Origin of the sequence: Alteromonas sp. 5E99-2 (assembly GCF_017368475.1) — a bacterium.
Lineage (GTDB): Bacteria > Pseudomonadota > Gammaproteobacteria > Enterobacterales > Alteromonadaceae > Alteromonas_F.
Genome location: NZ_JAFNJE010000004.1, coordinates 280,012 through 298,626, shown reverse-complemented (window position 1 = coordinate 298,626; position 18,615 = coordinate 280,012). Strand labels below are relative to the sequence as shown.

General features: G+C 40.8%; 17 protein-coding genes and 1 riboswitch. Of the genes, 4 read left to right on the top strand and 13 right to left on the bottom strand.

All coding sequences use genetic code 11. The annotated features are described in order from the left end of the window. The first annotated feature begins 112 nt into the window (after nt 1–112). The 3 genes from J3L16_RS06785 (at nt 113) to J3L16_RS06775 (ending at nt 1,308) form a co-directional block, all read left to right on the top strand. On the top strand, nt 113–475 hold the full coding sequence (locus J3L16_RS06785; RefSeq protein WP_207612130.1) for a hypothetical protein: 363 nt from the start codon (nt 113–115) through the stop codon (nt 473–475). Nucleotides 476–578: 103 nt separating this feature from the next. After that, nucleotides 579–866 (top strand): hypothetical protein, encoded by a 288-nt coding sequence (locus J3L16_RS06780; RefSeq protein ID WP_207612129.1) that lies wholly within the window; start codon nt 579–581, stop codon nt 864–866. A gap of 154 nt (nt 867–1,020) precedes the next feature. Then, nucleotides 1,021–1,308 (top strand): hypothetical protein, encoded by a 288-nt coding sequence (locus tag J3L16_RS06775; RefSeq protein ID WP_207612128.1) that lies wholly within the window; start codon nt 1,021–1,023, stop codon nt 1,306–1,308. 275 nt (nt 1,309–1,583) lie between these two features. Here the strand turns inward: J3L16_RS06775 and J3L16_RS06770 are convergent, their stop codons facing one another. Further along, nucleotides 1,584–3,665 carry a S9 family peptidase gene (locus tag J3L16_RS06770; protein ID WP_207612127.1) on the bottom strand — a complete coding sequence of 694 codons (2,082 nt, stop codon included), beginning with the start codon at nt 3,663–3,665 and terminating at the stop codon, nt 1,584–1,586. Between the two features lie 246 nt (nt 3,666–3,911). Between J3L16_RS06770 and J3L16_RS06765 the strand changes: the two genes are divergently transcribed. Then, nucleotides 3,912–4,871, top strand: coding sequence for a hypothetical protein (locus tag J3L16_RS06765; RefSeq protein ID WP_207612126.1), 960 nt, complete (start codon nt 3,912–3,914; stop codon nt 4,869–4,871). 82 nt (nt 4,872–4,953) lie between these two features. On the opposite strand, the gene J3L16_RS06760 is transcribed toward J3L16_RS06765, so the two are convergent. The 12 genes from J3L16_RS06760 to J3L16_RS06705 all read right to left on the bottom strand — a co-directional run bounded on the left by J3L16_RS06760 (nt 4,954) and on the right by J3L16_RS06705 (nt 18,547). Beyond that, a complete protein-coding gene (locus J3L16_RS06760) occupies nt 4,954–6,807 on the bottom strand; it encodes a TonB-dependent receptor (protein ID WP_207612125.1) in 1,854 nt (617 codons plus the stop codon). Nucleotides 6,808–6,957: 150 nt separating this feature from the next. Then, nucleotides 6,958–7,102, bottom strand: a riboswitch (cobalamin riboswitch). Nucleotides 7,103–7,153: 51 nt separating this feature from the next. Next, nucleotides 7,154–8,032: a cobalamin-binding protein gene (locus J3L16_RS06755; RefSeq protein WP_207612124.1), complete on the bottom strand. Its 879-nt coding sequence runs from the start codon at nt 8,030–8,032 to the stop codon at nt 7,154–7,156. Continuing rightward, a complete protein-coding gene (cobO, locus tag J3L16_RS06750) occupies nt 8,032–8,637 on the bottom strand; it encodes a cob(I)yrinic acid a,c-diamide adenosyltransferase (protein WP_207612123.1) in 606 nt (201 codons plus the stop codon). The genes J3L16_RS06755 and cobO overlap by 1 nt, the downstream gene beginning before the upstream one ends. Continuing rightward, complete coding sequence (locus J3L16_RS06745; protein ID WP_207612122.1) at nt 8,634–10,142, bottom strand: cobyric acid synthase; 1,509 nt, start codon at nt 10,140–10,142, stop codon at nt 8,634–8,636. The genes cobO and J3L16_RS06745 overlap by 4 nt, the downstream gene beginning before the upstream one ends. A 2-nt stretch (nt 10,143–10,144) precedes the next feature. Continuing rightward, complete coding sequence (locus tag J3L16_RS06740) at nt 10,145–11,140, bottom strand: iron ABC transporter permease (RefSeq protein WP_207612121.1); 996 nt, start codon at nt 11,138–11,140, stop codon at nt 10,145–10,147. Further along, the gene (locus tag J3L16_RS06735) at nt 11,137–11,919 is read right to left on the bottom strand and encodes an ABC transporter ATP-binding protein (protein ID WP_347564648.1); all 783 of its coding nucleotides are present in this window, start codon (nt 11,917–11,919) and stop codon (nt 11,137–11,139) included. Before J3L16_RS06735 ends, J3L16_RS06740 begins: the two co-directional genes overlap by 4 nt. A 120-nt stretch (nt 11,920–12,039) precedes the next feature. Next, nucleotides 12,040–14,100 carry an EAL domain-containing protein gene (locus J3L16_RS06730; protein ID WP_207612119.1) on the bottom strand — a complete coding sequence of 687 codons (2,061 nt, stop codon included), beginning with the start codon at nt 14,098–14,100 and terminating at the stop codon, nt 12,040–12,042. After that, the gene (locus tag J3L16_RS06725; RefSeq protein WP_207612118.1) at nt 14,097–14,528 is read right to left on the bottom strand and encodes a YfiR family protein; all 432 of its coding nucleotides are present in this window, start codon (nt 14,526–14,528) and stop codon (nt 14,097–14,099) included. The genes J3L16_RS06730 and J3L16_RS06725 overlap by 4 nt, the downstream gene beginning before the upstream one ends. Before the next feature lie 74 nt (nt 14,529–14,602). Continuing rightward, complete coding sequence (locus J3L16_RS06720) at nt 14,603–15,664, bottom strand: hypothetical protein (RefSeq protein WP_347564647.1); 1,062 nt, start codon at nt 15,662–15,664, stop codon at nt 14,603–14,605. A gap of 263 nt (nt 15,665–15,927) precedes the next feature. Further along, complete coding sequence (locus J3L16_RS06715) at nt 15,928–16,698, bottom strand: ATP-binding cassette domain-containing protein (protein ID WP_207612117.1); 771 nt, start codon at nt 16,696–16,698, stop codon at nt 15,928–15,930. Then, complete coding sequence (locus J3L16_RS06710; protein WP_207612116.1) at nt 16,691–17,728, bottom strand: iron ABC transporter permease; 1,038 nt, start codon at nt 17,726–17,728, stop codon at nt 16,691–16,693. The genes J3L16_RS06715 and J3L16_RS06710 overlap by 8 nt, the downstream gene beginning before the upstream one ends. Then, nucleotides 17,729–18,547 (bottom strand): ABC transporter substrate-binding protein, encoded by an 819-nt coding sequence (locus J3L16_RS06705; RefSeq protein WP_207612115.1) that lies wholly within the window; start codon nt 18,545–18,547, stop codon nt 17,729–17,731. Between the last annotated feature and the right edge of the window lie 68 nt (nt 18,548–18,615).

The window sequence follows — 18,615 nt, the reverse complement described above, 5'->3', positions numbered from 1 at the left end:
ATCGACAAGTCATTGAAATAGCTGGCATGGTCAATTATTGTCTTAGCATTACAAAATTACTGGCTGAGAATGATAAATTCTACAGCCTCGTTATGTACTTAAAAGGAAAATCATGATTCAGTGGGAAGATTTAAAATGGTATCAAAAGGCAGCGTTCTGGTTTGTTATCGGAATCGTTGGTTGGTTCGCGCCAGAAATTGCATTGCTTTTTCATTTTAGTGGTATAGAAGTCGTATTCGCTTTTGTCGCGATGTATTACACACCTATTCTTAGACAAATTCAAAATTTGTATAGACAGTTTAAAGAATCACTTTCTTTAGCAGTTATTACTTTTCAAAGCAGCGCTTGCGCAAAACCAAAGGTTTACTTTTTAGGCGTAAGCTTTTGTTGTGTTGCTTTTGCATTCACAAGTTCAATCGCATTTTCAGCCATCTTCTTCATGCCCGGGCTTGTGTTAAACGGGGTTTTAATATGAACGTACATAACAAGTTGCTACAGTACGTTACGGCCTTTCAGGCCTTCACAGGACAGTCAACGCTTCGCGCTGCCTGCCTCTCAGCAAGGCGTTAGGTTCACCCATGAATTCAGCCTTTGGTTATCTTTTATCGAGTTTAAAAACAGATCTCCATAAAGAGTTCGGTCCTTTCATAAAGTTAATCGATTTTGAACACAGAGACTATATCGAGGATGTCCTAGTAGAGATATTCGATATCGAATATGAGTTCTCTCAAGAGTTAGAAAACGGCAGTTTCATTCTGTACTTCTGCAACCGCATTAGCTCTGAATCACTAATGTTGGCTGTTACACAGATAAACCTTTTTCACAAAGAGCAGGAACGGTTATATGAATTACCCAGTGAAACCTAACAAGTTGTTAACAGGGCGTTATGCGCTTAGTAGTAAATACAAAGAACTTTTTTGATTTTAAAAAGTCTATCTTTTGTATTAAATTGAACACTAGATAAAGCTTCAACAATTTTCTTAGTATGGAATCATTACTACTGAATAAGGAATAATAAATTTGAAACCCCTATTTCCTTTTATAATCTTATTACTATCTTTAAGTGCGTGTAGAGCGACACAAGCTCCTCCCTATCAAGCAGACAGAGAACCAGAAAACAGAGATACATATAATGGTATTAAAGGTTTGTCTCAGTATCAAAAAGACCAGGTATATTTAATGGAAAAGGAACTATCAGAAGAATGCGAAGAAGCTAAAATAGAACTTGGTATTGCAGAAACGAAACAAGATGAAAGCTCAATTAAAACTCAAAAAAAAATAATATCTCGTTCTTGTGTTAGCGCTTGAAGTTCTGGGTTTTATATGGACGCATACGCAGTAACTAACTCGAAGGCTCGCTGGGACAATAACACGTTGGCCCAGTTTGGTTTACCAGAAGAGCCGATTACAGTTTCCACCAATTTATGTCTTCAATGATGGATAGAAGAATAGATGGCGCGTTAGGAGGCTCTGCATTACAGTATTTGAGAATCATTGTAGACTATCCTAACGAGCAGCTTTTGGTTGAAATTGCCTTATAGTAAATGGTTACCTGTGTTCTCAATCTCTACGAGATAATTAAATTAACTAGATATACCATGCGCCAACAGCATAAAAGTAAACTCTTCGGCGTCATCTTTTAAACTTGCAAATCGGCCTGAACTGCTAAAATGTCCTGCTCCCATATGCATTCGCATAACAAGTAAGTTGTTATCGGTTTTGTATTTACGCATTTTCGCGGTCCATTTGGCCGGTTCCCAGTACGTCACTCTAGGGTCGTTTAAACCTCCGGTTACCATCATTGGCGGGTATTCTGTTTGCGTAATGTTATCGTATGGGCTGTATGCCGCAATGGTTTCATAATCTGTTTTAGACGTTAGCGGGTTACCCCATTCTGGCCATTCAATTGGAGTTAAAGGCAGCGATTCATCAAGCATGGTGCTGAGTACGTCAACAAAAGGAACGCCTAAGGTAACAGAGCGCCATAAATCAGGTGCTTGTATGGTTGCAGCACCCATAAGCTCTCCGCCAGCACTGCGGCCAGATATCGAGATATTGCCTCGTTGAACATAGTTTTTTGCAATTAAAAATTCGGCGCAGTCGATAAAGTCGCTGAAGGTGTTTTGTCTGTGTTTGAGTTTACCTTGAGTGTACCAAGCGTAGCCCATTTCATCGCCACCTCTAATATGAGCAATGGCATAAGAGAAGCCTCTGTCCAGCAGACTTAACGCTGATTTTGAAAACTCTGGCTCCATCGCCATGGCATAAGCGCCGTAACCATATAGATGCATAGGGTGGGAGCCATCTTGTTTAAAGCCTTTTTTATAGACTATGGAGATGGGAATACGGGTTCCGTCTTTTGCTTTCGCCCATAAGCGCTCGGTTTCATAGTCATTTGGGTTGTAACCCGATGGAATTTGCTGTGTTTTACGCAATATTAATGTGTGAGTTGCTAGGTCATAGTCGTAAATAGAATGGGGCGTGACCATTGAATCATAAGACAACCGGATGTGCTCCGGTGCAAACTCTGGATTGTTGCCTAAATGGGCTGAAAAACTACTGTGTTCGAATTCGATAAAGTGTTCATTGCCTTGGTAAGGTTTAATTAGCACTTGAGCTAAGCCATTGACTCTGACTTCAAGGGCCAGATAGGTCGAAAAACTGATGAAACCGGTAATATAGTGTTCATCGCTGCCATTGATAAAGGTTTGCCATGCTGCGTATTCAGGTGTGTTTTGAGGGGTAAGGGCAAGCCTGAAATTCTCGTGTTGGTCGTTTACGCGAATGTAAAAATGCGTATTGGCGTGATCGACATCATATTGCATTTCTAAATTGCGACTTGCCATTAATGTTAAGGGCTGCAAAGGCGAGGCACTGGGAACAATAAACACTTCATTGACAGTATGACTGCCCGAGCTAATAAATATAAATTCTGATGACTGACTGGTATCAATACCAACAAAAAAGCTTTGGTCTTGCTCGGTGTAAATGATGTGGTCGTTTTTGGCATCTGTATGTAAAGTATGAAACTGCACTTGATAAGGGCGCCATTCTTCACTTACTAGTGTATAAAAGAAGCCCGAGCTATCTTGGCTCCATTCAATGTCACCACTTGTTTGCGTGATCACTTGAGGCAGGCGAGTGTGGTCGCTTAGGTCTTTAATATAAATTGTAAAACGTTCAGAGCCGGTATCGTCAACAGACCATGCCATAAAACGATTGTCAGGGCTGATACTAAGTTGGTTGAGTGTATAAAATTCAATGGACTGAGCTTCGTTATTCTCATCTAATAAAATAGTTTCTTTGGTGCTGTTTAACGGCTTTCTTACCCATATTTTGTATTCCGCATTTTCAGGGTAATACCAATGATATTCAAAGCCGTTATCAACCCAAGGCACTGATGTTTCGACAATGGCTTCTCTGCCTTTGAATTCATTAAATAAGGTGTCTGTTAGCCCAGAAAAAGGGGCTAGTGTGTCTCGAAAATATCGGTTCTCTTGTTCTAAATAAGAAAGGATATCTGGCGAAGTGACCTTTGGGTAGTTGGGATCTTTAAGCCATGCAAATTCGTCTGATAATACGTAGCCATGATGAGTTTGCTGATGGGGTTTTTCAGTTCCATGAGGCTTGGGGTGTATTGATGCAGTTAAACGAGTAAAGGCCATGATTTTAAAACTATTTATGACGTAATATGAATTAGTTTATCACGAGCACATAAAAGATGATTTAGAATTCAAATGGGGATTTTATTTATTTGTGCAGATTTAGGACTTCTATTAATAAGCAGTTCATTTTTTCATGAAAGTTTCATAGTATCGATATTTAAACGTTTTGTACTTGCTGATGTTTCTTATGGGATTAAAAGAGTTTTGATAGATTTTAGAAATTTTGTGAAGCGTATATTTTTGAGAATGAAACTAGTAAAAAGCAATATCTCAAAAAAGTATTATACCCCCTCTCAACTTGCTTACTTTACAGCGATATTGTGTTTGGGTTTTGACGTGCTGTTTGTTACAGAGTCTAAATTCTTTTTGATTTTAGCCAGTGTTTTTGCATTTCTAGGTATGCTCCGCGAACTGTTGAGCTTATTTAGAAAATTATGGGACACTATCATTGGCAAAAGTATCATTGTCATTACGTATGCGTCATTAACAAACTTAGCCTTTGCGTTCGCCGCCCTTAAAATTAATCATGTTACAGGTATTGAACCGTTTCCATTTACCTACACACTAGGTTTTACGACCTTCATTCTGATGCCATTTTGGTTAACGTTGAGTAGCATTATAATGCTCTCTCTTGCAATTATGGTTGCCAATATATGGATGCTACTAAGGTTATGTCTAAAGTTGGTTGGCATTCGGCTAAAGATGCATTGGGAAGATGAAAACCGTGCTGTACTTACTATGTTTTTACGTATTATATTGATTCCCTTAGTGATGGTTATGGCTGTGGAAACAAGCTCAATGTATTTTCCATCTTTAGGTTCAGAGACAACGGGTAGTCTACAATTTGGTAATGGTTTATTTAGTGTAGATGGCGAAGCGAAAACTAAATTAATAGATGAACCTGCAAAAAAAGAACTTAAGGCAGATGATACTTCTGACAGCGAGTTCTTTAGCGAAATATCAAATAATGAACAAGTGCAAGTTGAGAGCATGATTGCCAGTTTTATATGGTATTTAGAGTCTTATTCTCACAGTGTTTGTAAAAAAAGAGATGATCAAAAAAGCGTTATTATTGATGATTACTCCGTTCTTTTAATTTCCCAAGATGAAGCACTACCTGTAGGTTATAAATTTGAAGTCAGTGAATGTGTACCACTTTACAAAGATGAATCGAGCAAAATTATTGAGCGAGAAGTAACGAACTAACTTTGTTTTAAATATAAGCCAAATAAAAAGGCTCCATTAGGAGCCTTTTTTCATTATTAACTAGGATTAAAATTAACTGGGGTTAAAACTGGTATTTAATACCAATGTGAGGTGCGGCACCTGACGTATTGAATGCGGATAAATCTTGGTAATCTTCATCAAGTAAATTTTCTATTCTAGCGAAAATTTCCATGTGTTCATCTACATAATAGCGTGCGCTAATATCGACAATAGTGTAATCATCAAGCTCGACGTTACCAATATCAACGAATCCGCCTACGTGGCGCACATTGGCAGATACAGTGAATTTATCAGTGCTGTAATTTGCGCCAATATTCGCTAAACGCTCTGGTCGTCTTAGTCGTTGACTACCGTCGGTTTGAGTTGTGTCGTTGTAGGTGAAGTTACCAGTGAAAGATAAGTTCTTCGACACTTCAAGGTTACCAATAATTTCTATACCGTCTGAATCAGTAATCCCTTCATCTTGTAAATAACCAGAGAAAGTCGCAAGGTCAAAGAAGATGCTGTCTTCAATTTCTTGGTCGAAATACACTAATTCTATACTTGAATTGTTCTTGCTGGTGTAACCCACAGCAAGTTCATAACCTTCAGTGGTTTCTTCACTTAAATCTGTCCCTGCAGCAGGTGCAAAAGCAAATGGACCTCGGTTAAAGGCGAGTTCTGATAAGCTAGGAGCGCGGAAGCCAGTGCCGTATGCGCCGCGAAACTTAATTTCATCACTGCCCACAGGAATAATATAAGCACTGCTTAAACGGTAGCTGGTATGAGTGCCAAAGTCGTCGTTGTCGTCAATACGGGCACCAGCAGTAAAGAATAGATTATCAACAAACTGTGCTTGATATTCAAGGTGATAGCCACGGTTGTTTCTGCTTACGTTGTCGGTGGTGATACGTTCATCTTTCCAATCAATACCGTAAACAAGATTGTGGTTTTCATTGATTTGAGTATTGCCTAAATACTCTACGCGCTCTAGTGTGCCTTCTGTTAAAAACGACGAGACAGATTCAGTGAAGAACTCGCGTTCAATAAGGGTTTTACTATAGGCTAATTCGTGAGCCGATTTGTCGGTAGTGTAAACCGCGTTTAAACGCACATTGCCTTGGTTAAAGGTGCTGTCGCAATTATTGGTGGCTGTTGCACCGAAGCCACAGCTGTCAAATTCGGTTTCAGCATTGGTGTTACGAGCAACAAGGCCTATGTAGAAGTTGTCTGTTAATGTAAAACCTAAACGCAGGTGAACGGTATTGTTTTCGTAGCCGTCATCGTCTTGGGTTTCGTCATCTACACGAGAATTAAAACCATCAGTGTCGAAGCTTGACGCTGCAATGTAATAGTCGAAACCGTCGCTTTTTCCACCTATGTCTCCCACAAAATTACGGGTATCAAAGCGGCCAAATTCTCCACTTAAGCTGCCACCAATTTTTTCGTCGTAGCCGCCACTTTGCACATTGATAACACCACCTGCATCTGCGCCATAAGCTAAACCCTGTGAACCTCTGAGTATTTCTACGCGAGATATATTTGCACTTTGTATTTGCCCCACTTGAGGACCAATTTGCACACCTGTTGGGTCTGATACTTCTACACCGTCGATGCGAATTTGTGTTCTAAAGCCTTCTTCACCACGAATACGCAAGGCTGAAGTGCTTCCTAGGCCGCCGCTGTTGGTTGCATTTATACTAGGCTGGGTTTTTAGAACGTCTGATAAATTAGAATAACCACGGGCATCAATGTCTTCTTTTGTCACAATTGATACCGATGTTGCAATCTCGCGAATAGGCATAACAACACGGCTAGATACAACAGTTAGACGCTCGATGTTGTCATTATCTATTTCGAATGTATTTGTTTCTGCAATCGCTGAATGTGTGCCAGTGACAAGTGCAACTGCTATGGCTAGTGAATGAAGTTTCATTGTGTGTCCTCAATCTTAATAAGTGTGATTGAGAGAGGAGGGTAAAGAAGAAGCTATAACTGATAACATCAATGCGCTTTGAGGTTCTACCCCGTAACGTATTTAAACCAACAGGTATCTGCATTCTCATGAAGCCCGCCGCTCCATAGGTATATGTTATGCTATACAGGCCGGTGTCGGACTTACCTTTAAAAGGTTTTACCGTTGCGGGGGCAGTGGAGGGATCATCACCTCACTTCCCGTTTAACTCTACCCAGAATGAAATTCGGTAGGCACCTGAAATCGCGGCTGCAAGATACAAATTCAGCGGGCTGAAGTCAATGTAATTATTGGTAACAGCCCCTTTTTAGTTGTGATTTGTATAAAAGGTACGAGCTTGGTCTATGTTTTCGCATAACAGCGCCAATTCATCGAGCATCCGTGTAGTCATTCGAAGGGTTTTATCAGGATTGGGATGAAAGATGAAATTGTGTTGAACTGCTGGAATGTGTGGCCATTTTTGCCAGTGCAATGTGTCTTGTGTTTGCGCTGCCTGTCGATTGGGTTGGATAATGACTTGAGGCAGGCTAATAACCACTTGCTCTAGTCCAACTTGAGGATAATCTTGCTCTAATTTCTCAAAAGGGTTTTTAGCCCCGCAAACCGTTAGCTGTTGTTGGGGCCATGCTTTGTTTGCCACAGTACGCAGTGGTGTCGGCCAAAGTTCATAGAAGGTGTTTATGGGGGCTCTGTCTGCATAGGTATGACGCAATTGGGTTAATTTGGCTAAATAATTAGCCGCGATGCCTTCTGCTTGTTTGACCCGACCTGTGAGTTTTCCATAGGTCCGTATTTCTTCGGCAACGTCATCCAGTGATAATGGATTTGAGTACACAATGGGAATGTTGTAGCGGCGCAGTCTGTCTAAATCATCGACTGGATTACCTGTTTTCCACGCAATGATCATGTCTGGTGCGAGTTCCACTATGCGTTCTATTTGTAGTCGGGCATGGTTTCCAACTAAAGGGATATTTGCGGCTTCTGTGGGGTAATCGGCGTGATCTGTCGTGCCAACGATTTGTGCGCCAGCACCTATCTCAAATAACGACTCAACAATGTGCGGAGCAAGGGCAATAATACGCAGTGTTTGTTTGTCTTTTGAGGTTGGTTCAGCGGCGGCTAGGCAGGCAGCGCTAACAGAGCAAAATGCAAATAAAAAACACCCAAATAAACGCGCTTTATACATCACCAGTCAATCCCTTTTTGAGCTTTGATACCGTTATCGAAAGCGTGTTTAACGGGACGTACTTCACTGACCGTATCGGCCAGTTCAATCACCCGCCGGTGGCATGCTCTGCCAGTAACAATAACATGTTGATTGGAAGGGCGGTTTTCTAGGGTTTCGATGACGTCGTCAATATCTATGTATTTGTAGGTGAGCATGTAGGTGATTTCGTCTAGCAAAACAAGCTCAACACTTGGGTCGGTTAACCATTTTTTGCTGGCTTGCCACGCGGTTTGCGCTGCTTTTATGTCTTTTTCTTTGTCTTGAGTTTCCCAAGTAAAACCCGTTCCCATTACGTGAAACTCGACACCTAGTTTTTCTAAAAGATCCCTTTCACCACAGGCCCATGTGCCTTTTACATATTGCACTACTTTTGCCGATAAACCATGGCCTACAGCGCGAGCTACGGTGCCAAAGCCCGAGGTGGATTTACCTTTGCCATTTCCTGTGATCACTAACAATAAGCCTTTGTCGTCAGTTGCAGCGGCAATGCGTTTATCGACTTTTTCTTTTTGCTGTTGCATTCTTTCTTTGTGGCGAGCTTGGTCGTTTGCTTTATCTGTCATGGAAGTGTTGCCTCAATACCAATAATGTTGTGTAGTGCGTGCCAATTAACGTGTTTGTGACAGGCATTGGCTAAATAGTCCAGTTGCTTTTCTTGATGGGACTGGTAGGTTTCAATAACATCGACTTTAGCTCCTGCCCATAAGAGTATCTCTGATAGTGCTTCTGGTGTGTCGAATAAACCGTGAAAATAGCTGCCGGCTACCTGATTGTCATCACTTATGCATCCATCGAATGTACCATCGTTTAATTGAATCATTGCGTGTGCGTTAACTGCAAGCTGTGTTTTACCTACGTGAATTTGATAGCCAGTAATGGGCGTATTTTTGCTTTTTGGGGTGCTAGATAACAATAAGTGCCCTGTATCTTGGGTGAGCTGTTTGGTTTCAGTTAATTCTGTCGTGACGGGCAGTAAACCTAGCCCTTGGCTTGTGCCTATGCTTCCTTCAATGCCTGTAGGGTCACATACGGTTTGACCCAGCATTTGATAGCCTCCGCAAATACCCAGTACTTTACCGCCATAGCGTAGGTGTTTGTTTATGTCGGCATCCCAGTTGGAATCACGCAATAGTTGTAAATCACTGCGAACGTTTTTACTGCCGGGCAGAATAATAAGATCACATCCGGGAATGGAGTCGCCCTGACGAACAAAATGTAATTCAACTTGAGGGTGAATACGCAGCATATCAAAATCGGTGTGATTGCTAATTCGGCTAAACACAGGTACTGCTATAACGAGGCGTTGGTCTTTGGGATTAACAGCCTGCTCGGCGTTAATGGCGTCTTCAGCGGCGAGCTGTAAATCCATTAAGTAGGGTAACACCCCTAATACGGGTTTCTTTGTGCGTTCTTCTAACCAATCAATGCCTGGCTGTAAAAGGCTTATATCACCTCTAAATTTGTTGATGACAAAGCCTTTTACGCGGTTTTGTTCTGAAGGTGAAAGCAAATCTAAGGTTCCGACCAGCTGTGCAAACACACCCCCTCGGTCGATATCGGCAATAATGATCACTGGGCAATCTACTGCTTCTGCAAACCCCATATTGGCAATATCTCGGTCTCGTAAATTGATTTCAGCAGGGCTTCCAGCACCTTCAACCACAATGACATCATAGCTTTGCTCTAAACGTTTATGAGACTCGAGTACCGCGTTCATGGCCACGGTTTTATAGTCATGATAGGCTTTTGCTTGCATGTCGGACACAACTTTACCGTGAATAATAATTTGTGCGCCGGTGTCAGAGCTGGGTTTTAAAAGTACAGGGTTCATGTCTACTGTGGGAGCTAAACCCGCAGCTTGGGCTTGTACGGCTTGGGCTCGACCAATTTCTCCACCGTCTTCGGTGACAACGCTGTTTAACGCCATATTTTGCGGTTTAAAGGGGGCGTTGTTGATGCCTTGTTGTTTTAAGCATCGGCATAAGGCGGCAACGAAAATACTCTTTCCTGCGTCAGAGGTGGTGCCTTGAACCATGATCGTTTTGGCTGATAAAGCAGCGTTACTCATTGTTATTGACCTTGCTTGCTCATTGCAATAATAAAAAATACGCTGCCTATGGCAGAGGTGATGATCCCTATGGGGATTTCTTGTCCTTTTAAAGCGATTCGCGCAAATACGTCTACCCACACCATAAATGCACCGCCTAATAAAACACTGCCTATGATTAACGTGCGGCTAGTTACGCCTAGCCAATTTCGCACGATGTGGGGGATCATTAAGCCAACAAAACCAATACCACCACAATAAGCAACGATACAGGATGTTAATGCGGCGCATACAATTAAAGATAAGGTGCGAAGCGCAGTTACGTTTACCCCAAGAGTTTTGGCGTTACTGTCACCTAAAAGCAAGGCGTCGATTTGTCGACCGAACAGTAAAATCACCCCAATACTAAGGGTCAATATAGGTAACATGAGCCAGGCATACCAAGCTTCAGCCCGCGCTAGACTTCCCATTAGCCAAAATACCACGCGGGTGGCTGCAAAAGGCTCGCCTAGATACAATAAAAATTGACTAATCGCACTTAGCATAAAGGATACGGCAACCCCTGCTAACAGCATGTATTCGGTACGACGACCAAATGTACTTAAGGTCAGTAATTGAACCAGCAATACCGAGAATAAAGCGCCCATAAACGCAGACGCTGGCAATGAGATAGAGGCGGCGAGACTATCGGGTTCGGCATTGGTAAAAAACAAGGTTGAGATACTTGCGCCTAAACCTGCACCAGATACAACTCCGAACAAATAAGGGTCGGCTAAACTATTGCGGGTGACATTTTGCAGGGTGGCACCCGCTACCGCCAATCCAGCTCCGACTAAAAAGCCAATGGCAACTCTGGGAAAGCGAATATCCCAAAAGACAAGGGTATTAATTGAGTCAGTGCAGCCAGAAGTCAGGCATAACGCAACATCACTAGGGCTTAGCTGCGCGGCACCAAATAACAAACTCACCAATGGAGAGATAACCGCCAGTGAAATAAGTAACCACCATTTTAATGTCACAGTGCATCCTTAGGCGGAAAAAAATCGACCTGTAGTTTATGCGTATTGGGATTGCGTGTAACGGAACAAGGTAGCTTGAATATGGATTCTAGCGTAGGCGGTGTTAATACTTCATCGGGAGTACCTTGTTGTGCGATGGCGCCTTTATGCATCAGGCTTATTGAGTCGCAGTAATGCGCCGCAAGATTGAAATCGTGCAAACTAAGTACAACGGTTATCTTTTGTTTCATCGCCAAGGAACGAACTAGGCCTAAAATTTGATGTTGATAAAACACGTCTAAGTGATTGACGGGTTCATCTAGGATCATAACCGGTGCTTTTTGCACTATGGCTTGAGCAATTAAGCCTCTTTGTTGTTCTCCCCCTGACAATACATTGAATTTTTGATGGACTTTATCTTCAAGACCAACGGTTGCCAATGCCGTGTTGACCACATCGTCATCTTTTGAGGAGTATTGGCTAAGTAACGTTTTATGAGGAAGTAGACCCATAGACACAATGCGATGAAGCGAAAGGCCTTTTACACTGTCGTTAGTTTGGTTGACCACTGCAATGTGTTTTGCCAGCTCAATAGGCTGAAAGTGCTCGATAGGTGTTTTGTTCCAAAAAACAGATTTTGATGAAGGCAACTGGTTAGAAAGCAATTTTAAAAGCGTGGTTTTTCCGGCTCCATTAGGGCCCAATATCCCTAATACTTTACCTTGTGGAATAGCCATAGTAACGTCGGATAATATCGGGTTATTATCAATAGAGTAAGTCAGTTTAGAGACAGATAGCACAGGTTTTAATAGCTTCAGTATTAAGTCTATTTTTATAATAGCAACATGCTGATGACAAGGATATGTTTGTTCTCTAGAAAAGTGAGCTCAAGATTTTTGCTCCGTGAGGCAAAGTGGTTTTTATGAAGAAAGAGGAGCCAGTTTTTCTCTGACTTCATCAGCGGTTAAGGGTTTGCTAAAATAATACCCTTGAATAATATCGCAACCTAAATCTTGTAGAATTCTCAATTGGTGTTTGGTTTCTACGCATTCACCAATCGTGGTCAAATTCAAACTACGTCCCAAAGTAATAATTGCTGCCACAATACCGTCGTTAGTGCTTCCACGACCTAATTGTTGAATAAAGCTACCGTCGATTTTTAATGTATCTATTGGCAATGTACTTAAGTAGCTAAGACAAGAATAACCTGTGCCGAAATCATCAATTGCAATGCTAAGTCCCAACTCTTTGAGTTTGAGAATACTTTGTACTGCTAATTCTGTTGAACTGATAAAGGTATTTTCAGTGATTTCTACTTCAACTAGGTGGGCAGGTATATTGTGCTTTTCTAGTGCGTCAGCCATAGTCTCAGGAAAGCTGGGTTGCATAATAAGGTTACTTGGAAGATTAATCGCTACGGTAATACCTTGGCGGTTACTCTTTTGCCATTGGCTTATTTGACCGCAAACTTCATCTATTACCCAAAGGCTAAGGGCATTAATTAACCCTGCTTCTTCTGCTATAGGAATAAAATAGCCAGGTGATATTGGGCCTGATTCTGTTTCCCAGCGAATTAACGCTTCCAAGCCAACAAGCTCTTCGGAATTCGAGCTATATTGAGGCTGGTATACCATATTAAAGCTTTCATTATCTATTGCAGATCTTATCTTGTTTTCCATTGAAAGCCGTTTTACAGACTCTATTTGCATTTTGTGATCAAAGAAACAATATTGTCCAGAGCCTTGCTGTTTCGCTTGGTACATACTGGTGTCAGCGTGCTTAAGTAAGGTTATTGCGTTGGCTTGGTGTTCAGGGTAAACAGCGATACCTATGCTTGTTGATATATGCAGTTGGTGTCCGTTTATCAACATAGGGTCAGTTATTGCCTGAACGATTCGCTTGGCAATTTGGTGTAGCTCGTCGTAATGGCAAATATCTTCTGCTAGCAACACAAATTCATCACCACCCCAACGGCATACACTGTCGTCTTTGCGTAAGATATCTGATAAGTGTTTGGAAACCTCAATGAGTACTTTATCACCAATATCGTGGCCTAAGCTGTCGTTAATAATTTTGAAACGATCAAGGTCAAGAAACATCACTGCAATTTTTGTATTATTTTGTTTGGCGTTTTCAATACCTTTTTCTAATTTCTCAATTAATAAATGACGATTTGGTAGTTGAGTTAATGAGTCATAGTTTGCGCGAATGTAAAGCTGCTCGGTTCTTAGTTCGACTAGTTGCTCTAATTCTTGGGTATGATTATTTAGTTGTTTTTGATGATTCTGAGCGGCTCTCAAAAGGCTATTTACACCGTGAAATAAATCGCCTATTTCATCGTTTCTTGTTGTGTCTAGGCGTTTGTCATATTGACGGGATGTGGAAACGTAATTAACCAATTTTATTAACTGGCTAATGGGTTTGGTCATTAATTTTTGTAGTCTGGAGTTAGAAATATAGGTCAATAGCATAGTGAGCAACAGCACGATCAATACAATATTGAGGGCGTGTTTTTGCTGTGCAATTACTGAATTGGTTTCTGCAGAAATAATGAGAAAACCGAGTACTTCATTGTCTCTTACTATAGTTCGCTTATAAAAAAGGACGTCTCCTACCATATTGGCACCGTCTTCAAATTGCGCAGGTGCTACGTTAGCAGGAGTATTGTATCGATTGTATTGAGCAAAGAGCTCCATTTGACTATCAAATAATTTAACAAAACGAATTTCAGGTAATTGGGATGATGCGCTTAAAAGTGCGTTTGCACTTTCTTCATCACTGAACATTAAAGACGACTGACTCGCAGCAGCAAATAAAGATGACTGACCATTTAAGGTACTAATTAAATTGTCTTTGTAATTACTGGCAAAACTCGAATAAAGTAGAACGGAAACAACCATCAAAGACAAAAAGTTAACTGACAAAATGGCAATAAGCTGTTTTTTAAAAAAAGACGTTGATACGTTAAAAAAAGACTTCATCGTGTTTTTGCCAATTTCAGAAGCTCTGAGCTGATGTTAACATTTAATCGTCTAGCTTCTTTTAAATCAATTTCAAAGCGCAATTTATTCTTCCGTTCAAACAATAAAAAAACTGCTGAGGGCAGGTACTGCCTTCCTTCGTTTTGAATCGTGACTGTATTGGTTAAATCTAATGAGTTGTTGGCTATTGGCTCTGTAATGTAGACCAAATCACATTTCGTCGCCTGAGATAAATGCACAGCAGAAATTACTATTTGTTCTGATCCTACTGGACGATTTTGCGCAATTTCTGAAAAGAAGGACAAAAACTGTGGGTCAGTCTGCAGGCAAAAAGTAAGAGACGTCAAATGAGTATGGCTTTCTGACCAATTAATAAACTTGGTGAAATTGAATAGGTAAGCCGCTTTTACTTTATCGACTTTGTCCATAGAGACGCTTCCATACGTATGAAACGAAAAGAATAAAAAGACGATTAAGGTTACAAAAAAGTGCATCGAGAAACCTAATAGAGAATGGACAGCTGTATGCCAGCACGCCATAGTTCACGGATTTGTGGGCCGTTTAAGTTTTGATAAACTGGCCTGCTAAAGTCCCCAGCAAGGTTAAGTGAATTACTGGCTTTCCAATTCATACCAGCGCTTACGCTGATTTTTTTTCCTCCGAACAAGGCAGGGTTAGTGATGCTGGCAGGGTAAGGGAAGTCACCCGCAACGATCAGTTCATCGTCTTGCCCATGAATGGCTTCGGAATAACTGATTGCGACGCCAGTAAACACACTTAGTGCGTTGTTAGCGCGATAGTTATAGCGAGATCGAATGTCATAATTGTTTCCAAGCCTATAATTTCTGTCATTTCTTCCTGTTCTAATCATCGCTGATAAGTTTATTGATAACGAATGGTCACCTTTAGTCTCTATTCCCATGCTTAATGGAATGTCGAAGGTACCCGAGCCTAACTGCATCGTATACGGTAGTTGCTGATCTCCTGGGGCTCTTGGAGTGTCGCCTACCTCATCTATGGAGCCAGTAGGGAAGCTAAGACCACCAGATATTCGCCAACTATAAATATCACTACTAGACAAATGGTAACTGGTTGAAATGACAGTATCGCCTAAACCTTCTGAGCGAATTAAAAATTCAGAATAGCCTTCAACTGAACTAATATGATCAGTTTCTTGAATAATATAAGGAATACTAATTGCGATTTGAAAATTGTTAGAGATGTTGTAACCAACACGTAATATGTGTACATATTGGTCAATTATCGTAGGGACAACAGGAAAATTGTTATTGGTTCTTTCTTCTAAACCGGGGCTAAACAAAACGTCGTCTCTAGATAGTTTCGTGTCTCCATCTAAGTAGCCTTCAAATTCTGCGACTTTAAATTGATAGGTAACACTCAACTGCTTGAAATCAGCCTCACCATATTCAGAGTCTTGAATATTGATATTGAGCAAATCTTCTAAGCTGAGTTCTGCAAATTCTGTTGGCGTACTCTGTGCGTATACTAGGTTAACAAAACCAACGGATAGCATTCCGAGTACATTTAATTTTATCTGAGGCACCAATGTTCCTTGTCTATCCGCCCACTAAATATAATAAACATTTTTATTGTGTAATAAATTTATATCGTCAAACGACGTCATAAATGTATACGTTATTATATAAAGGTTTAAATTATGTTTAATTTAAGTCGATTAAAGTAGGTTTTGCCAGTAAAAAATGTGACTTGGTATAGTGAGTTGAGCTTTCCTGTATGTATTTTGTTCTTGAATGGGCTATGAACGCTGTGAAAGTCTACAGGGCAACTCAGCAGGCAAGAGGCGAATTAAATAAAAAAAGACAAGGTGTTATGTTTATTGTTAAAGGTGACTTCACCTTTAACATCAAAACAAGTGTTGATGTAATCACTCGTAAACGTTTCGTTTACTGGCCCTTGTACTAGTACGCGGCCGTTTTTTAAAAGCAGTAAATCGTCGCTATAACGAGCTGCAGTATTGATGTCATGCTCTATTGCGACCACTGTACCGCCCAAAGAAACATAGTGTGCCAAGCATTGGTAAAGATGCTGAGTTTGATGTATATCTAATGCAGAGGCTGGTTCGTCTAACATTAACACAGTGTTAGAAAACTGCTCTTCATTAAGCAGCTGACACCAAGTTCGCGCTAAATCTACGCGTTGCCATTCGCCACCAGACAGTTGATTGATATTTTTTTTGGCTAAAGCAATAAGATCAAGTAGTTCAATAACAGTTTCAACGGCTTTGTTGGTTTCTTTCGTGCTTTCAATAAAGTGCAGTCTTGCGAGTGATAGATATTCATATACAGGAATTGAAAATGGAATGATGTTGGCCTGAGACATGTAGGCACGTCTTTTGGCTAGTGCTTCTCCTTGCCACTTATTCAAAGGTTTTTTGTCGAATATTATTTTGCCATCTTGAGGTGAAATTATACCAAGAGCAACTTTAAACAAGCTTGATTTACCCGCTCCATTTGCACCTAGTATTGTATTTATTTTACCTGGCTCTACGCGCCAAGAAACACAGTCTAAAATTAGATTTCCATTGACTTGATAGCGAATATCGTTGCAATTAATCATAATTAAATTTCCTCTTCTCTCGTAAAATTAAGCTAAGAAAAAAAGGAACACCTAGTGCTGAAGTTAACAAGCCGATAGGAAGTTCGGCAGGTGTTACCACTAGCCTTGCAAGTACATCAGCCAATGTGACTAAACTTGCTCCGACGAGAATGGATGATGGCAATAGCACGATCAAATTTGAACCAACAATCATACGTGTAATGTGAGGTACGACTAAACCAACGAAACCTACAATTCCAGTAAAACAGACGCACAGAGCAGTAACCAATGCGACAAATACCAGCAAGAAACGTTTCAGCGAATCAACCCTAATACCTTGAAACCTAGCTTGTTGCTCGCCTAGCTGTAGGACCATGATTGACTTCGCATTTCGCAAAAAATAGACATAACTAATGGCAATGAAAATCGTACAGCTAATAGCTTGATACCAGCTAATACCACTGTAGCTTCCTAATTGCCAAAATGTGATAGCCCTCAACGTGCTATCGTCAGCCAAGTAAACGATAAGCCCCAGTAGTGTTGCAGCACCGGCGTTGAGTGCAACACCAGTCAAAATAAGTACAAGTGTATTTAAGTTTTGCCGATAGCCAGCAATTGCCATTAGTAGCACTAAAGATACTAACGCGCCAACGAAGGCCATGGCAGGAATGAAAATAGGGCTTATCCAATTTGGTAATATCAAAGACGCTGATAAAAATATCGCTATAGCAGCAAACAAGGCAGAGAAAAGAGAAACGCCTATGATGCCAGGATCGGCTAATGGGTTTCGTGTTATTGCTTGCAGTATTAAACCACACATGGCTAATCCTGCACCAGTGACCATAGTCATAAGGACTCGTGGTCCTCGAATATCGAACAATACACTGCGCTCTAATTGGCTAAGTGATGAAAACACGTCAATAGACAGCGCGCCTTTGGTGATACCGAGAAATGCGGACGCAAATACAACCAATGTCATGACAAAAATACGGGGCTTAACGAGCCTGAAAGACTGTTGTCTCCATTGGGATATTTGTGGCGAATCAGGCATTTAAAAAAGCTCTCTAGTCTCGGCAATCGCTTGAGGTAAACGAGGAGTTAAACCTAAATACTTAAGTGAATCTATTTTCACTAAATTACATCCTTTTATGCTTGACCATAATTTTAACTGAGCAGTTTTACACAAACTTTCTATGTTTTGCTCTTGGGTGGTATGGCTGGCGATTAATATGATATCTGGAGCATTTTTTGCCAAGGCTTCGGCAGAGACAGGCTTGAACCCTTTTAACTCAGAAAAAGGGTTGGAAATATTAAGAGAGTCAAAAATTAAGCTAGGTGTTGTTTCAGCTCCGGCAGCAATAAGCCCTCGTTCCCCTGCGGACATTAAAAATGCTGCTGATTTACCTGTTAATTTAGGCATGGACGACAGGCTTTCGATTTCTTTTTTTATCTTTTCTATTAGCTTTTTGCCGGCAGTTTCTGTTCCGGTTTCTTTTGCGATTATGTCTATTGTTTTGATTAAACCTGCAACGGTTTTGGGGTTATCAACCATTACGATTTCAGTGTTTAATCGGGATAACTGCTTAACCACATTTTCTGGGCCAGCACCCGATAATAAAATGATCTTTGATGGTTCAACTGATAACACACCTTCGACGTTCAAAGTTCGGTAGTAGCCTATGTTAGGTAACTGTGTGGCGGAGAATGGGTAAATACTACTTGAATCTACACCGACAAGTTGATCTTCAGCGCCTAACGCATAAACAATTTCTGTCAAGCTTCCTCCTGCAACAACAAGCCTTTCTGTTGCGAGTAGCGGGAAGTTTATGGTTAAACACAATGTAATAAAAGAGACTAATCGACCTCTCATATGAAAGCTCTCCGAAATGTAAAATATTCAATATTGGTGAGTATTTTACATTCATTTTAAATAAAAAC

Bases quoted from the DNA above. Each gene is read 5' to 3' on its own strand.
- J3L16_RS06725 (WP_207612118.1), bottom strand. From the start codon at position 14,528: ATGGACAAAGTCGATAAAGTAAAAGCGGCTTACCTATTCAATTTCACC.
- J3L16_RS06765 (WP_207612126.1), top strand. From the start codon at position 3,912: ATGAAACTAGTAAAAAGCAATATCTCAAAAAAGTATTATACCCCCTCT.
- J3L16_RS06785 (WP_207612130.1), top strand. From the start codon at position 113: ATGATTCAGTGGGAAGATTTAAAATGGTATCAAAAGGCAGCGTTCTGG.
- cobO (WP_207612123.1), bottom strand. From the start codon at position 8,637: ATGACAGATAAAGCAAACGACCAAGCTCGCCACAAAGAAAGAATGCAA.
- J3L16_RS06755 (WP_207612124.1), bottom strand. From the start codon at position 8,032: ATGTATAAAGCGCGTTTATTTGGGTGTTTTTTATTTGCATTTTGCTCT.
- J3L16_RS06760 (WP_207612125.1), bottom strand. From the start codon at position 6,807: ATGAAACTTCATTCACTAGCCATAGCAGTTGCACTTGTCACTGGCACA.
- J3L16_RS06715 (WP_207612117.1), bottom strand. From the start codon at position 16,698: ATGATTAATTGCAACGATATTCGCTATCAAGTCAATGGAAATCTAATT.
- J3L16_RS06705 (WP_207612115.1), bottom strand. From the start codon at position 18,547: ATGAGAGGTCGATTAGTCTCTTTTATTACATTGTGTTTAACCATAAAC.
- J3L16_RS06770 (WP_207612127.1), bottom strand. From the start codon at position 3,665: ATGGCCTTTACTCGTTTAACTGCATCAATACACCCCAAGCCTCATGGA.
- J3L16_RS06780 (WP_207612129.1), top strand. From the start codon at position 579: ATGAATTCAGCCTTTGGTTATCTTTTATCGAGTTTAAAAACAGATCTC.
- J3L16_RS06730 (WP_207612119.1), bottom strand. From the start codon at position 14,100: ATGAAGTCTTTTTTTAACGTATCAACGTCTTTTTTTAAAAAACAGCTT.
- J3L16_RS06745 (WP_207612122.1), bottom strand. From the start codon at position 10,142: ATGAGTAACGCTGCTTTATCAGCCAAAACGATCATGGTTCAAGGCACC.
- J3L16_RS06710 (WP_207612116.1), bottom strand. From the start codon at position 17,728: ATGCCTGATTCGCCACAAATATCCCAATGGAGACAACAGTCTTTCAGG.